At 57.9% G+C, this 15,546-nt stretch carries 12 protein-coding genes; 7 read left to right on the top strand and 5 right to left on the bottom strand.

Annotated elements, in window-relative coordinates:
* Positions 1–135: 135 nt before the first annotated feature.
* Both ACR0K1_RS01490 and glf read right to left on the bottom strand, forming a co-directional pair.
* Positions 136–3,627, bottom strand: coding sequence for a glycosyltransferase (locus tag ACR0K1_RS01490; RefSeq protein WP_480848328.1), 3,492 nt, complete (start codon positions 3,625–3,627; stop codon positions 136–138).
* Between the two features lie 156 nt (positions 3,628–3,783).
* Complete coding sequence (glf, locus tag ACR0K1_RS01485) at positions 3,784–4,953, bottom strand: UDP-galactopyranose mutase (RefSeq protein WP_480611504.1); 1,170 nt, start codon at positions 4,951–4,953, stop codon at positions 3,784–3,786.
* A gap of 121 nt (positions 4,954–5,074) precedes the next feature.
* Between glf and ACR0K1_RS01480 the strand changes: the two genes are divergently transcribed.
* The 4 genes from ACR0K1_RS01480 (at position 5,075) to ACR0K1_RS01465 (ending at position 8,775) form a co-directional block, all read left to right on the top strand.
* Positions 5,075–6,241, top strand: coding sequence for a motility associated factor glycosyltransferase family protein (locus ACR0K1_RS01480; protein ID WP_480848326.1), 1,167 nt, complete (start codon positions 5,075–5,077; stop codon positions 6,239–6,241).
* A gap of 145 nt (positions 6,242–6,386) precedes the next feature.
* Positions 6,387–6,923: an RNA polymerase sigma factor gene (locus ACR0K1_RS01475; protein ID WP_480611506.1), complete on the top strand. Its 537-nt coding sequence runs from the start codon at positions 6,387–6,389 to the stop codon at positions 6,921–6,923.
* The gene (locus ACR0K1_RS01470) at positions 6,920–7,648 is read left to right on the top strand and encodes a hypothetical protein (RefSeq protein ID WP_480848323.1); all 729 of its coding nucleotides are present in this window, start codon (positions 6,920–6,922) and stop codon (positions 7,646–7,648) included. Before ACR0K1_RS01475 ends, ACR0K1_RS01470 begins: the two co-directional genes overlap by 4 nt.
* A 47-nt stretch (positions 7,649–7,695) precedes the next feature.
* Positions 7,696–8,775, top strand: coding sequence for a helix-turn-helix domain-containing protein (locus ACR0K1_RS01465; RefSeq protein WP_480611508.1), 1,080 nt, complete (start codon positions 7,696–7,698; stop codon positions 8,773–8,775).
* On the opposite strand, the gene ACR0K1_RS01460 is transcribed toward ACR0K1_RS01465, so the two are convergent.
* Entirely contained in the window at positions 8,748–9,638 is an 891-nt protein-coding gene (locus ACR0K1_RS01460) for a LysR family transcriptional regulator (RefSeq protein WP_480611509.1), read from the bottom strand. The two genes, ACR0K1_RS01465 and ACR0K1_RS01460, sit on opposite strands and share 28 nt — an antisense overlap.
* A 106-nt stretch (positions 9,639–9,744) precedes the next feature.
* Between ACR0K1_RS01460 and ACR0K1_RS01455 the strand changes: the two genes are divergently transcribed.
* On the top strand, positions 9,745–10,746 hold the full coding sequence (locus tag ACR0K1_RS01455; RefSeq protein WP_480611510.1) for a sterol desaturase family protein: 1,002 nt from the start codon (positions 9,745–9,747) through the stop codon (positions 10,744–10,746).
* A gap of 11 nt (positions 10,747–10,757) precedes the next feature.
* Here the strand turns inward: ACR0K1_RS01455 and ACR0K1_RS01450 are convergent, their stop codons facing one another.
* The gene (locus tag ACR0K1_RS01450; RefSeq protein WP_480611511.1) at positions 10,758–12,062 is read right to left on the bottom strand and encodes a UDP-glucose dehydrogenase family protein; all 1,305 of its coding nucleotides are present in this window, start codon (positions 12,060–12,062) and stop codon (positions 10,758–10,760) included.
* A 158-nt stretch (positions 12,063–12,220) separates the two neighbouring features.
* On the opposite strand from ACR0K1_RS01450, the gene gmd reads away from it, so the two are divergent.
* Together gmd and fcl are read left to right on the top strand one after the other, a co-directional pair.
* Positions 12,221–13,345: a GDP-mannose 4,6-dehydratase gene (gmd, locus tag ACR0K1_RS01445; RefSeq protein WP_480848319.1), complete on the top strand. Its 1,125-nt coding sequence runs from the start codon at positions 12,221–12,223 to the stop codon at positions 13,343–13,345.
* Positions 13,346–13,355: 10 nt separating this feature from the next.
* The gene (gene fcl / locus ACR0K1_RS01440; protein WP_480611513.1) at positions 13,356–14,333 is read left to right on the top strand and encodes a GDP-L-fucose synthase; all 978 of its coding nucleotides are present in this window, start codon (positions 13,356–13,358) and stop codon (positions 14,331–14,333) included.
* A 34-nt stretch (positions 14,334–14,367) separates the two neighbouring features.
* Here fcl and ACR0K1_RS01435 read toward each other — a convergent pair whose 3' ends face one another.
* Positions 14,368–15,438, bottom strand: a complete 1,071-nt coding sequence (locus ACR0K1_RS01435; protein WP_480848317.1) for a DUF2793 domain-containing protein — start codon at positions 15,436–15,438, stop codon at positions 14,368–14,370.
* Between the last annotated feature and the right edge of the window lie 108 nt (positions 15,439–15,546).

Here is a 15,546-nt window from a genome sequence, read left to right as displayed (position 1 = left end):
TTTATCTGTCAATTGTCGTTGCGTCTGGGAAGTCCTGATGGCCGGTTTTCGGTTTGCTTGGGGCTGGCGACCGAACCCTGCTCTGTCCGGTATCCAGACCTCTGTTTTGAATGGCGTAAAAAGCTTCCACGGTTCCTATTTGTGGCGGCCCCGCAAAGTGCGAGAGGCGCGTTTCAAGGAACGGGCCAATCCGCGCGCATATCGTTTCGAGGACCTAAAGATACGTTTATGCTTCTTTGACTTGTCTGCCTTTGGGCGCATCCAGCCGGTATTCCGTGAACCGCCATCCGACAGAGTATTGCGCGACCCGGAAACAGCTTTCGGAACCTCGCCGCGCAAAGCGGAGCGTATAAATTCGACTTTTCCCTGCGACATGTAAGAGAACATCGACGCGAGGTCGTCACGTTCAAAGAACTCATCGTCTCCCGGAAGGAACAGGCCTGAAATGTCAGCCAGATAGGCCTCTTTCAAATCCTCCGGCAACCGGGTCCAGGCAAAGTGCAGAAGGTGAATTTTGTAAGGGACGTAGTATTTCTGGAACTCGTCGTAGCGCCCGAATTTGGTATAAATTTCATTCATCAGCCGGACAGCGTCCAGCATTCCGATCACACGCGGATTGACCGATTGGGTCATTGAGTTTTGGTTTATACGAAACTTGTAGAACGGCTTGTTCAGAACAAAAATGTTCTGGCTCGAAAGCAAGGTGCGCAAATTCTGCGGGTTATCGTCGAAATTGGCGCAATCGAGATCGAAATAGAGGTCCTTGTCGCGAAAGAAATCGGCCTTGAACACCTTTGCCCAAGGGAAGGGATACTGCGCGAACAGACGTTTATGCTGCTCTTCCATCGCAAAGAGCCCCTGCTGCGGCAAATAGTTCTGAAATTCGCGATGCCTGGGCCGGCCCGTCTTGGAAACGTTGTAAAGCTCGTCAAAAAAGAAATACAGCACATCAGCCTGCGTTTCCTGCATCGCTGACAGCAGTTCTTCATACGCGGTGGGGACCAGCAGGTCATCGCAATCAAAGAAGTGCAGGTACGCGCCTTTGGCGTGCTTCACCCCAAGGTTGCGAGCCGAGCGTTGGTTGGGTTCTTCCTGATAAAGCGGTTTTACACGCGCGTCCCGGCGGGCAAAATAGTCCATTATTTCCTGCGACCCGTCGGTGGAGCCATTGTTCACGCAGAGAAGTTCAAAGTCACCAAAACTCTGTGACAATATCGATCCGATGCAATCGGCCAGATATTGCTCGCCGTTAAAGACCGGCATGATGATCGAAAGAGCGGGCGTTCCCTCGACCAGTTGCGGAGCCTTGTTATGCGCGTTCAGGGCAATCTGTTCGGCTTCCAGATGCGCAGGCCCGGATGCGTTTAGCAACGCCACAATGTCTTCCGCGACTTGCGACTGCGGGCGGCCGAATTCTGCACCCGAAACGGAATAAACATAATACTTCAAAAGCCGCGCGACGTGCTCTTCGAATGATGTCTTTTGCGCCGATGTTAAGCCGGTCTGAAGCGCGTTCAGAACATCGTCTCTGAGAGCATCCCTGCCGCTCAGTTCATAAACCGCGCCGGACCCGTTCAACTGGTTGCGCCCAAGCATCAGGACAGGAGTGTCCCGCATCAGTGCTTCGTAATTTCCTTGTGAAACCTTGACCAGCGCGAGATCGGCAATCTGCAGGCAGTCATCAAGGTTAACGTCCTTCAGGACCGTCACATTGGGGTACTCGTCTTCAAGGTCCAGTCCGCGCGTGATCGAAATGGGATGGGGCTTGTAGATCAGGTGGATGTCCGGATCGTTCGCAAATGCCTCGGACAAGTTGCGGACCACATCGTCATTATCGCGGAAAAAGGGGGAATGATACGTACGGGCGTTGTCATCGTACGGCATATGGCCGGAAAACGCACAATTACTGCCGATATAGGCGACAACCTTTTTTCCTGAGTTTTTCAGTCTCAAAAGCTGGTTAGAAGCGGCTGGCGAAACATCGACCTTGACGTTCCGCGATGGCCGATCACGCCGGATTTTCTCGAGGTAGTTTTTGGCGGCCAACCTATCCGCATCCGCCAGGGGCAATGCGTTGAAGGCATCGACATTCCGGGCGACCCAGCTTTCCCCCATATGACCAAGACAGTCAAAGGCCAGCGTTTCAGGAAGAACGCCAAGCTCCATGGTTAGAAACGGGATGCCGCGTTGCTTGCAGATTTGCCTGAGGATTCGAGAGCACAGCAGATACGCGCCCCAGCCAACAACCACATCCGGTCTGTAATAAGCTATTGCTTTGCTTAGGTAAATATATGCCGCGTTTGCCACCGCGCGGGCATTTCTTTGCGAACACCCATATTCCTTGACCAACGCGGCGATCGCGCTGGCAATTGCGTCTTCTGGGATATCGCTTCGTTTGTATCCAAACTGACGGCCAAAACGATTGTCAAAAACGGTGCGTGTCACATGAGCCAGCAGATCGGGCAAATCCTCGGAGATCAGCCCGTCATTGTCATTGGCATGTACGTTTCCGTCGATCACCGCCAAGTCAAAGGCATTGTTGTTGAGGAAATCCGTCAATGTGCCGCGCAGTGGACGATGGCTGCCAGTGTCGAGCCAGGAAAAGAACAGCATTCGCTTCTTTTGGCTGTCGGCCGTCAGCTTCATCCATTCTGCGCGTGCAGCGGCTTTGGTCTTTATGTTGTGCTCGGTGAACAACGGCGACGGGGCGTCAAACGGGTCGTAATCGGTTAACCGGCGGATTTCATCAAACCGTTCCGTTTGCTCTTCCATAAAGAAATATGCGTTTTCGTTGACCAGATAGGACGGCGCGATTGACGGATAGGCCCCCCACGCGCCGCCCGCGAAGTGTACAACATACGGTTTTTCTTTGGTTTTCTTGTGAAAGAACTCTTGCGGGCTGCGCTCGTCCAGCAGATTTTCCCCGCCGTTGCACAGATGCAGAATATCCCCTTCCTCAAACAAGCGGAACAGCTTGGGATCCTGGGCCCGGATCAACCGCACAAGATCCTGATCGTGCCAGAGGCAGTCCCGGAACAGTTCGATGTGACAACTCGAGAAAAGCGCTTCGACCCGCCGGAAAATCGAACGCATTGTTCGGGGGGAAGAGATTACGAACCCGATGTTTATTTCATGCTGGCCAAAATCCAACCCGTCGCTTGCATGAAGCCGGGAATAGTGGGCGTTTTTCATCCACAGGTTGGTGCCCGGTAAGTTGCTGTTTTCTTCCTGCCAATACCACAAAACGTCAGGATCAGACTGCACGGAACGTTGAAACAGGTCGTTTACGTCACGCTGAAAGTACAGATCGTTGTCACACAGCGCCACAGCGTCATAGTTTCCGCCGAACTTTTCCACCCAGTCATTGATGATCAGCTTGCTCATTCTCTTGTTGCGGTACAAAAGAAATGCATCGTCTTCTTCCAGTTTTCCACGCAGGAATTCAGGCTGCGAGCGCGCTATGTCACGGCGGTATTTCCAGTTCTGGAAGCTGGCAAGTGGATTGATCAGATAACGGATACCGCGGCTTTCAAGGTATTCCTGGCACCCTGCGCTCAGATGGGTGGAGATGACCCACAAGTCCCCTTTGAAATTACCTTTTTCCGGGTCGAACAGGGAATCAATCATCAAATTGGCTTGCGCCACGTGCATGGTATTGGCTGTAAAAACGATTGCGTTTTTAGTCATCTCGAAAAACCTCGGGACTGAAAGTTCTTGGCATTGAATGTGCTTTCCGACCGGGCCGCCGACGCAAGATGCCAGGGCGCCAAAGCACTCTGATTTCTAGACAGGCTTGACAAAAAACGCAGGCGCGTCTTCGCCATTTGCCACTTTAGCTTCGAACCCACGGGCGGTATCCAGGGCCTCTCGGATTGTCACGTCCATGTCGAGATAGCGATACGTTCCAAGCCGACCCACAAACGTCACGCCGCGTGTGGCATTGGCAAGATCAACATACGCGCTCAGCAGTTCTTTTTCTTTGACCTGACGAATTGGGTAATAGGGAATATCTCCGGCCTCTGCCGAGCGCGAGAACTCACGGTAACAGACAGAGCTTTCGTGTTCTTCCCAGGGTGCGAAATGCTTGTGCTCGGTGATGCGGGTGTAAGGAACGGTTTCCTCACCATAGTTCATCACTGCGCATCCCTGATAATCCCCGTCATAATCAAACCGTTCGAAATCGAGCGTCCGATACCCCAGCCGCCCAAGTTCAAAATCAAAATACCCGTCGAGCGGGCCGGAATAGAACACGTGATCAAAACTTTCCCCCATCGCGCGAGTGAAGCTTGTGTTCAGGTGAACCGTGATTCCGGGATGGTCCAGTATCGCCTGGATCATCGCGCTATAGCCGTTTTTGGGCATGCCCTGGAATTTGTGGAAAAAGTAATTGTCGTCGTAATTGAAGCGCACCGGCAGACGTTTCAGGATGGAAGCAGGCAGCTCTGACGGGTGCATGCCCCATTGTTTGATCGTGTAACCCTTAAAAAAGGCTTCATACAGATCCTTGCCCACAAAACGCAGCGCCTGTTCTTCAAACGTCTGTGGATCGTCAATGCTGCTATCAGCCTGTTCTTCGGCAATAAATTCTTTGGCCTCGTCCGGCCGCATTGTCTTGCCAAAAAACTGGTTGATGGTGTGCAAGTTGATCGGAAGCGAAAAAACGCTCCGCTTGCCATTTGGATCGCAAGAGGTTGTCTTAACCCGGTTTTTGAAAGGCAGGAATTCTTCAAACTGGTTAACGTAGCCCCACACTTCGTCATCATCCGTGTGGAAAATGTGTGGGCCGTACACATGAAGCATTATGCCGGTGTCAGGATCGCGGTCGGTATGACAATTTCCGCCGATGTGATCGCGGCTGTCGACTATGGTGATATCATGCCCGGCTTCGGCCAAATGGCGCCCGATTACGGCACCTGAAAGCCCGGCTCCCACCATCAGATATTTTTTTGTCATGCCCTGCCCAACCATATGGTCTGATGAGCGAATGCCCTACTGGAATGTCTGTCCCTGCGCAACCACACCTGTGCCATCTGCGCGGTGTCGCAAGGCTGAAAGGGCAACGCAACCAAACGACATGGATCAGAGGCGGAAAACCGCGCAAAAAACCATCAGATTCGCCAAGCGCCGGTTTATACGGCGCAACCGTTTGGGCGCCGCCAAGGACGATCCATACCCCAAGGCTTGTCTTGCGGCAGCGCCCCGACGGCGTTTGCCACAGGGCCTGCGACTTGTGCCCAACGCCGCGCGTATTTCCAGCCCGATACCATGGTCGCGCTGCCGCGTGGACTTCCCGGTCTTGGTTGCTATAAAGCATTTCGATCAGCGGATTTCTGCGCTTTGCTCCCATAGTCGCGTTGTCACAAGATCCGCAGGCCGCGCAAGAATTATCCAGTTTGGAGGTCGCTTATTTACCATGATTCCATTTTGGAAAATTAAAAGAGAGTTGCGGCGTGCGTTTGTGCCCGGGTATCGCGCCAGAATTTACTCTCATGTCAGCAAGCGGGACAAAGATTACCTGAAGGGAATAACCGGCAAGTATGCAGGGCAAAGGTGTTTTGTCATTGGCAACGGCCCAAGCCTTACTGCGGCGGACCTTGAAAAGATAAAGGATGAGATATCATTCGCTTCCAATAAGATCTCTCTGATTTACGATCAAACATCCTGGCGCCCCAGTTTCTATTGTGTTGAGGACAAACTGGTTTTCACCCAATGCCTTGATGAAATACAAAAACTGTCGGGATGCGAGAAACTTTTTCCCGCCAATATGTTCTCTGACATCAAAAGATTTGATGGCGCGATTTGTTTTCCCACGATCCCACCAAAATACTGGGATAACCCGTTGGACGATCCCGAATTCCCGAAATTCAATCCAGACCTGACCGGCGGAGTTGGCTGGGGATCGACGATTGTTTACACCGAGATACAACTGGCGATTGCAATGGGCTTCACAGAAGTCTGCCTGCTGGGATTGGACCACCAATACACCGACGGTAAAGTCTCGGAAGGTGAAAAGGGTGTCATGATCAGCGACGGAGAGCAGAACCATTTTCACCCGTTATATCGCCCTCCGGGTGAAAAATGGCACTCGCCAAATTTGCATGTTCTTGAGGTATCCTATGCAAAGGCCCGCTCGGAAGCAGAGAAACTGGGTGTACGCATTGTCAACTGCTCCAGACGCACGAGCCTGAGTGTCTTTGAGCGGCAGGATCTGGAAAGTGTTCTGGCCCGCAGCCCGAATTAGGTTGCTTGGGGCAAGCTTGCGGTGATGGTGCCCAAATGGTGACGGAAAGCCCTAGTATAAGTTTCTTTTCTTTCCCCAACCCAGTGTGTCAATCCTGATCGCACGGGCGGCGCCCGTGATGCACAAATAGGTCGCGCATTAGTCCATGAGCAGCAAGATCAGTTCCGAACAAGCCGTCCGGCGCGCGGTGCAGACGCATTCGAGGCGCGTCTGGCGGTTTGCTCTTGCACTGTCGGGTGCGTCGGATGTGGCAGATGATTTGGTGCAGGCCACATGCCTGAGGGCGTTGGAACGGCATCATCAGGTGACATCCTTTGACCGGCTGGACAGTTGGCTGATGACGATCTGCCGCTCGATCTGGCTGAACGAGGTGCGCGCGCGGTCGGTTCGGCGGGCGCAGGCGCTGTCGGTGACGCCCGAGGCCGATCTGGTCGCCCCCGGGGTCGATGCCGAGACGAATATTTTCGCGTCTGAAGTGTTTACACAGGTGATGCACCTGCCAGAGGCGCAGCGCGAAACGGTTATGCTCGTCTTCGTCGAAGGGTACAGCTACCGCGAAGCCGCCGCGCTGCTGGAGGTTCCCATCGGCACGATCATGAGCCGGCTGTCGAATGCCCGGCGGGCGCTGAAAACCGTGATGCAGCACGATGCGGCCGGGGCCGCGCAACGGAGTGGCAAATGAAGGTCTCTGACGACACACTTCTGGCCTATCTGGAAGGCACATTGGATGAGGACCAGTGCCATGCCATCGAGGCTGCGGTAGAGGATGATGCCGAGCTTGAGCAGCGTTTGATGGCGCTTGATCCGTTTGCCCCCGTGGTTCTTGGGGTATTCGAAAAGCTGCCGTCGGATACCCCGGTCATCGACCTGCCAGAACCCGCGCGCACCGGCGGTGTTCTTCGATTGGTTGCCGTTGCAGCCTGCGCCGCGAATGCCGCTGTGGCGCTGACCTTCTGGGCGACCCGCCCGGTCCCGATGGGGTGGGCCGAACAGGCCGCGATCTACCAGTCCCTCTATGCGCCCGAAACCATTGCGGCGCTGGATAGCACGCCTGCCTTGCTGGACACGCAGTTCGCGCAGGCGGAACAGCGTCTGGGCCGCCCCCTGAACCGCGAGACGCTGGAGGGATTGCCGGGGCTGAACCTGAAACGGGCGCAGGTTCTGTCGTTCAAAGGCAAGCCGTTGGTCCAGATCGTTTTCGCCGACGACCAGGGCCAGCCCTTCGCCTTCTGTGTCATCCGTCAGGGTCCGGCGGCCCCGAACAAGGACGTCAAACACGCGGTTCTCAGCGGGTTGGCGACCGCGACCTGGGCGCAGGACGGCTATGGGTACATGCTGTTGGGGGGCGACGCGCAGACAGATTTGGGTGGTGAACTGGACGTTCTGATGCAATCCTTCTCGGGCTGACAGAAAACCCCTTGTGAAGCGGCGAAAATGCCCAAAGAATACCGGGTATGAAGTCGAAACGTGTCATGCCCGAACCGGATGACGAGGCCGAGGATCTGGGGCCTCGGAGCATTTATGACGCGGACCCTTCGGAAGAAGAGGACCTCTGGTTTCTCCCCCCCGAAGATGAAGGGCCGCAGGACGCGTTTCTACCGCCGGGGCCGCGCGCCGACACCCGAACGCTGTTCGACCCGCGTGACTGGCGCGCCGCGCAAGACGGGCTGTCGGCTGAACTGGCCGATGTTGCCCTGACTTTCGGTGCGCTGGACGAACGATTGCGGGCGGGGCCCGAAGGGTGGACGCATCGTCTGGCCCTGATGGATGTGTCCGATCTGGGCTGGTGGACGGGCGACCGGATCAGCGTGGATCGCCTTGCGCTGTGGACCGGGTTGCGGATCGGCGCGACCGGAGACGATGTACAGGCCCTGTTCCGCGCCGGATGGGCGGTGCGGCGTCTGACCGGCGGGGCCGCGCCCTCGGTCGGTGGGTGGGAGGGTGGATTGACCGCTTTTCTGGACCGGATGGCGCAGGGCATCGAAGAGGTGCCCGAAACGGTCGCGGATCTGGCCGAGGTCATGCGCAACGCAGAAGGTCTGCACCCGGTGACACAGGCCGCAATCGCCTTTCACGCCTGGCGTGCGCTGTCGCAGGGCATCGGGCAGGATACCGAGGCCGCCATCGTCGCCGCCCGGCACGCGGCATCGATGGGTCGGGGCGGGGCGCTGTTCATGCCTCTGGCCTTGTCGGGGCCGGGTGCGCTGCGCGGGGTGGGCGAGCCACATGAAAAGCTGTCAGCCTGGTTGCAGGGGGTAGGGCAGGCGGTGCTGGCGGCTCTGCTGCATCTCGACAGGGTGAGCGCCTGGGAGGTCCGCGCGCGCGAGGCGGTCGAAGACCTGAGCGGCCGGACACCGCCGCGCCTGATCGATGTTCTGACCGCATGGCCCATGGTATCGGCCCCTTTGGCCGAGGAACTGACCGGAGCGTCCCGTGCAGCGGTGCAGCGCAATATCGACCGGTTCACCCGGCGCAACCTGATCCGCGAGGTCACAGGGCAGGGGCGCTATCGGGTCTGGACGGCGGCGCTGTAATCCAGCAACCAATCCCGAAACACCCGCGCCGAGGGGCGCAGAGAGGCGCGCGAGGGATAGATCAGGTGATAGGCTTCCTGCCCGGATACCTCGACCCCCGGCAGGCAGGGCACAAGCCCCGACAGTTCCATGATCCGGTCCGATGCCGGGGCGCGCGCCAGGGCAATTCCGCCGCCGCAGGCTGAGAGTTCCGCGGCCATCAGGGAATTGTCGGCAAAGAAATACCGCGCCTGTCCTGCTGGCAGTCGCAATGTTTCAAACAGGTGTAGCCAGCTTGCGCGGTGGGTTGAAACCTCGATCAGGGTGAATTGAAACAGGTCTTGTGGCGAGTTGATCGCAGCCGCAATGTGGGGCGGGGCCACGGGATACAGACGCTCGCGCAGCAGCTCGTCGCCTTCGGTGCTGAACAGGGCGGGGTTGCCGAACACGATCTGCAGATCGGTGAACCGGTTGGCGAAGTCCGCGATCAGGTTGCCGGTGGACAGCGACAGGTTGATCTGGGGCTGCGCGCGCTGAAACTCGGGTAATCCGCTAGCCAGAATGCCATGGGCGAACAGCAGAACGGACTGCACATAAAGCCTCTGTTCGCGTGTTTCGCCAAACAGTCCGGTCGTCGCCGTTTCCAGCATCAGAAGCGATTGCTGGACCGAGGGCAGATAGGCTCGGCCTGCCTCGGTCAGGGTTACCGCATGGGCGTGTCGATGAAACAGAGGTGTTCCAAGCCGGGTTTCCAAAGCCTTGACCTGCTGGCTGACAGCGGCGGCGGACATGTTCAACTGGCTCGCCGCGCGCGAGAAGCTTTCGGTGCGGGCGGCGGCCTCGAACACGCGGAGCCAGTTGAGCGAGGGGATGCGGGTTGTCATGCGATCAGGCTAAGCAAAACTTATCCTCACGGGCAAGACTATACGTTCTGAGCTTTCGCGCGGGCGGCCTATGGTTGCAGTCAGCGATCAGAACGGATGCCACGCCATGCCCCAACCTGCCCTGCCACCGCGCCCCAAGCGGAAAATCTGGAACTACACACCGCAACTGCCGATCCAGACCTCGCCCTATTGGGACTGGCCGATGAAACCTCTGGCGACGCTCAGATACCTGCTGCAAAGCTGGAATCCGCTGGCACTGCGGGCGTTTCTGTTCGTCTTTGCCATCATCACGTGGACTTTTCTGACGCCGTCACTGGCGCGGATCGAAACCTTCAGTTGGGACTGGGTCGCAGAGATTTGGTTCCGCAATTTCTGCATCCTGATGGTGGTGGCTGGCGGCTTGCATCTTGCCTTGTGGAAGTTCCGCACCCAGCAGGACGAATACCGCTATGACATGCGCCCGATGATGAAAGGGGCCAAGGTCTTTACCTTCAAAAATCAGGTCTGGGACAACATGTTCTGGACGCTCGGGCCTGCCCTGACATTCTGGACATTCTGGGAGTGCCTGATCCTTTATTCCTATGCCAATGGCTGGGCGACGATGATCACCTTCGACAGCAACCCGGTTTGGTTTGTCGTGATGGTGATCTTTGTTCCGATCTGGGCGGGCTTCCATTTCTACTGGCTGCATCGGTTGCTGCATGTGGGGCCGCTTTATACCAAGGTGCACGCTTGGCATCACCGCAACATCAACACCGGCCCCTGGTCCGGGCTGGCGATGCATCCGGTCGAAAGCTTTTTCCTGATGTTCGACACGATGATCTTCTTCCTGCTGCCCGCCCACCCGATCCATGCGATCTTTCTGCTGTTCCATCACGGGATCGGCGCGCCGACCTCGCACGCGGGGTTCGAGCATGTGAAGCTGGGCAACAAGGCGAAGTTTCAGCTGGGCGATTTCTTTCACCAACTGCACCACCGGTTCTTCGACTGCAACTACGGCACGTGGGAGACGCCGTGGGACGAATGGTTCAACACGTTCCACGACGGGACCGAAGACGGCAATGAGCTGGTCAAGGAACGGCGGCGCAAGATCTGGCTGGCCGAATAGGCCGGGCGGATTCAGCGCCCGACGCCTACATAGGTCGCGAACCCGGAACTCAGCGCTTTGCTTTTCGAGTAGATGTTACGCAAATCGACCATGCGGGGGGTTCTCATCGCGCCAGACAGATCGGTCAGCTTCAAGGCCCGAAACTCGTTCCATTCGGTCAGCAGGACCACGACATCCGCGTCCTCAGCAGCGGTATAGGGGTCATCCATCCACTCCACACCGGGCAGCAAGGCCTCGCCTTCGGACCGGCCCTGAGGATCAACCACGCGCACCTTTGCGCCGCCACCGATCAGGGCGGGCACGATGGTCAGCGAGGGCGCATCACGCATGTCGTCCGTGTTGGGTTTGAAGGTCACGCCCAGCACAGCCACGGTCTTGCCGTTGAAACTGTCGTCGCAAACCGCGCGGATTTTATCGACCATCCGCTTCTTGACCTCGTCATTGACCCGCATGACCGTCTCGGTGATCTGCATCGGATGGGCAAATTCCTGACCGATCCGGGCCAGAGCGGTTGTGTCCTTGGGAAAGCACGAGCCGCCATAGCCCGGCCCTGCATGCAGGAACTTGTTGCCGATGCGGCCATCCAGCCCGATCCCGCGCGAGACCTCTTTGACATCCGCGCCAACACGCTCGCACAGGCCCGCGATTTCGTTGATGAAGGTGATCTTGGTCGCCAGAAACGCGTTGGCGGCGTATTTGATCATCTCGGCGCTTTCCAGATCGGTGGTCAGGATCGGGAAGTCGCGCAAGTAAAGCGGGCGGTAGATTTCCGCCATCACCTCGGCCGCGCGGTCGTTTTCGATGCCGACGACCACCCGGTCAGGGCGCATGAAATCGTCGATCGCCGCGCCTTCGCGCAGAAACTCGGGGTTCGAGGCGACGTCGAAATCCGCATCCGGATTGGTCGCGGCAACAACCTGATGCACCTTGCGGTTCGTGCCAACCGGTACCGTGGATTTCGTCACGATCACGGTGTAGCCGGTCACGGCATTTGCGATCTCTTCGGCGGCGGCCATCACATAGGTCAGGTCCGCATGGCCATCGCCACGCCGCGTCGGCGTGCCCACGGCAATGAACACCGCATCCGCGCCGTCCACGGCCGCAGCCAGATCGGTGGTAAAGCTCAGACGCCCGGCTGCAACGTTCTTGGCCATCAGCACATCCAGCCCCGGCTCATAGATCGGAACTTTGCCAGCCTGCAGCATCTGAATTTTCTGGTCGGCCTTATCGACGCAAATCACCTCATGACCGAAATCCGAAAAACACACGCCCGACACCAAGCCGACATAGCCCGTGCCGATCATCGCAATACGCATTCAACAAAGTCCTTCTTACCTAATACCGCCGACGGCGCGCCTACATTCAAAGAAACCGCCGTCAGTTTCAATGCCCGATAGCGGCCTTGGCTTGCATTCCAACGGTTCTTGCTGTTTTTGAGACACCACATCGGCGCACGAGTTTTGTGAGGCAAACCATGACCAAGACGGCATTGATTACCGGTATCACCGGGCAGGACGGATCGTACCTGGCCGAGTTCCTTCTGGAAAAAGGCTATGAAGTTCATGGGATCAAGCGGCGGGCGTCCTCGTTCAACACGCAGCGCATCGATCATATCTATCAGGACCCGCACGAGCCGAACCCCAAGCTGCGGCTGCATTATGGCGACCTGAGCGACACCTCGAACCTGACCCGCATCATTCGCGAGGTTCAGCCGGATGAAGTGTACAACCTGGGTGCACAATCCCACGTCGCGGTCAGCTTTGAAGCGCCAGAGTATACAGCGGATGTCGACGCCATCGGCACCCTGCGCCTGCTCGAGGCGATCCGCTTTCTGGGGTTCGAGGGCAAAACGCGGTTCTATCAGGCCTCGACATCCGAGCTTTACGGTCTGGTGCAGGAAACCCCGCAGCGCGAGACGACGCCGTTTTATCCACGCTCGCCCTACGCGGTTGCCAAGCTGTATTCCTATTGGATCACGGTGAACTATCGCGAGGCTTATGGCATGTATGCCTGCAACGGCATCCTGTTCAACCACGAAAGCCCGCGCCGGGGTGAGACCTTTGTGACCCGCAAAATCACACGCGGACTGGCCAATATCGCGCAGGGGCTCGAAGACTGTCTGTATATGGGCAATATCGACAGTCTGCGCGATTGGGGCCACGCCAAGGATTATGTGCGGATGCAGTGGCTTATGCTCCAGCAGGACGCGCCGGAAGATTTTGTAATTGCCACCGGCAAGCAATACTCGGTGCGTCAGTTCATCGAATGGTCGGCGGCCGAGCTTGGTATCTCGCTGGAGTTCACCGGCAGTGGTGTGGATGAGGTCGCAACGGTCGCCGCCATCGACGGCGACAACGCGCCCGCGCTGAAGCCGGGGGATGTGATCATGCGCATCGACCCGCAATATTTCCGACCGGCCGAGGTGGAAACGCTGCTGGGTGATCCGACCAATGCCAAAACCAAACTGGGCTGGGAACCGGAACTGACGGTGCAGGAAATGTGCGCCGAAATGGTGTCCGAAGACCTCAAGACAGCAAAACGCCATGCGCTGTTGAAAGAGCATGGGTTCGCATTGCCGGTCAGTCTGGAAAACGGCTGAGGAGGGCCGCATGCGCAAGATATACATAGCCGGGCACCGCGGCATGGTTGGCGGCGCGATCCTGCGCCGGTTGCAAAAACGGCAGGCCGCCGGCGAAGCGCTGAAGCTTGTCACCCGCAGGCATTCTGAACTGGATCTGACGGACCAAGCAGCAGTGCGCGATTTCATGCAGGCCGAACAGCCGGATGTGGTCATTCTGGCCGCTGCAAAAGTCGGTGGCATTCACGCCAACAACACTTACCCGGCTGATTTCATTTATGAAAACCTGATGATCGAATGCAACGTGATCCATCAGGCGTTTGCGGCAGGTGTGAAGACCCTGCTGCAACTGGGCAGTTCCTGCATCTATCCGCGCGAGGCGGCGCAGCCCATGCGCGAAGATGCCCTTTTGACCGGCATTCTGGAACCCACAAATGAACCCTACGCGGTGGCAAAAATCGCCGGGATCAAGCTGTGCGAAAGCTACAACCGGCAGCACGGGGTCGATTACCGCTCGGTCATGCCGACGAACCTGTATGGGCCTGGCGACAATTTCCACCCCGAAAACAGCCATGTCCTGCCTGCCCTGATCCGCCGGTTCCACGAAGCCAAACGGGACGGTCTGGACGAGGTGATCATCTGGGGCACCGGCAAACCCCGGCGCGAGTTCCTGCATGTGGATGACATGGCTGAGGCGTCTCTGTTCGTGCTCAACCTGCCGCGCGATGTCTACACTGCCAACACTTTGCCCATGCTGAGCCATATCAACGTGGGCTGTGGCGAGGATATCTCGATTGCCGAACTGGCGGCGCTGGTGGCGGAAACTGTCGGCTTCTCGGGCCGGATCACGCAGGATGTGTCAAAGCCGGACGGGACAATGCGCAAGCTGATGGATGTGTCCCGCCTTGGAGATATGGGATGGCGCGCCAGCATCGGGCTCGAAGACGGGCTTTGCGACACCTATGCGTGGTTTCTTGAGCAGTCCGATCAGAGTTTGCGCGCCAAATAGCCGCCCGACCACCGGGGCCGGGCGGCTACGGCAGTTAGAACCAGCGACCAATCGCGATGGCGGTCGGTGACTGAGTCCCGGCGTCCGAGACGGCAGAGAGAACTTTGCAGGCCACTTGCGACGCCGACGGCGCATCAAAGCCAAGGAACCGCCCCGAAGCCCCGCCGCTGCCGCTGACAGCGGGGGCTGCGGCGAATGCCACCGGAAAGTCCCATGTTGTTGAGGTGCTTGCAAAAAGCGCGCCCTCGCCTGTGGTGCAGGCCACAGCACTCAGTTCGGCAGTGCAGATTAGCGTGCCATCCGCGAACCGGACAAATTCGCCATTTGCGTTGCTGCCGCGCTCGATTACGGCACCGGTCGGGATGCCCGAGTTTTCGGACACCGACCCCAGCAGATTGCCGGGCCCATAGCCATAATCCGCGCGCATCAGACGACCGGTTGTGGTGTCATCCGGGCTGGCCTGAACCGCCGCCCCGCTTGCGGTTCCGGTGGTGGGATCAAACGCCAGCGCCTGGGTCCAGCTGCCGCCGTCTGGCGAAACCTTTATGGAAAACCCGGTGCCGCCGGACAGGCCCATCTCGGCATGGCCGGTCCAGTTCGACTGAAACAGCAGTGAGGCGGTATCGCCCGTATCCGCCTTGTTGATCTTTAATTGATGACTTGCACCCTCATGGCTCAGCAGGGTTGCTGGGCTGCTGACCGACAGCCGATTGGTAGTGTCATAGGTGGTTGCAATGCCCACACCTGCCAGATTTTGGGTCGCGACCGGCGGATCGATCCATGCGGTCCCATCCCAGACCTTGAGCTGACCGCTCGCCTGATCCCAAACGCGCCAGCCGGTATCCGGTGTCACAAAATGCCAGGCGTTGTCCAGCCACGCGGCAAGCTCATTCGGGTGCCCGCTCCAGTCGCCGCCGGGGGATGATCCTAACGCATGCAACTCGCCCTGATCCGGCGCAGGGGGCGGCGTGGTGCCGTTGACCGAGAGGACGCTCAGTTGCACCACCAGATCCAACCGGCGCAGGGCCTCGTTATGCGTGACATGCTTCTGCGCCTGCGAGGGTTGCAGGAAAGGCAGGTTCAATCGGGGAGAGTTCTGTGACACGGGCGTCCCCCTGTGGCTGTCGGTCTGACACTTCTGTTGCGCGCCAACCTGCAGTGACGCGCCTGAATCCTGTCTGACCGGAGCGGACGTCCGGGTTACGTATTGCTA

The organism is Ruegeria sp. F5, assembly GCF_056533845.1.
Note: the sequence above shows the minus strand (reverse complement) of the source record. Positions and strands in the feature narration are given on the sequence as shown.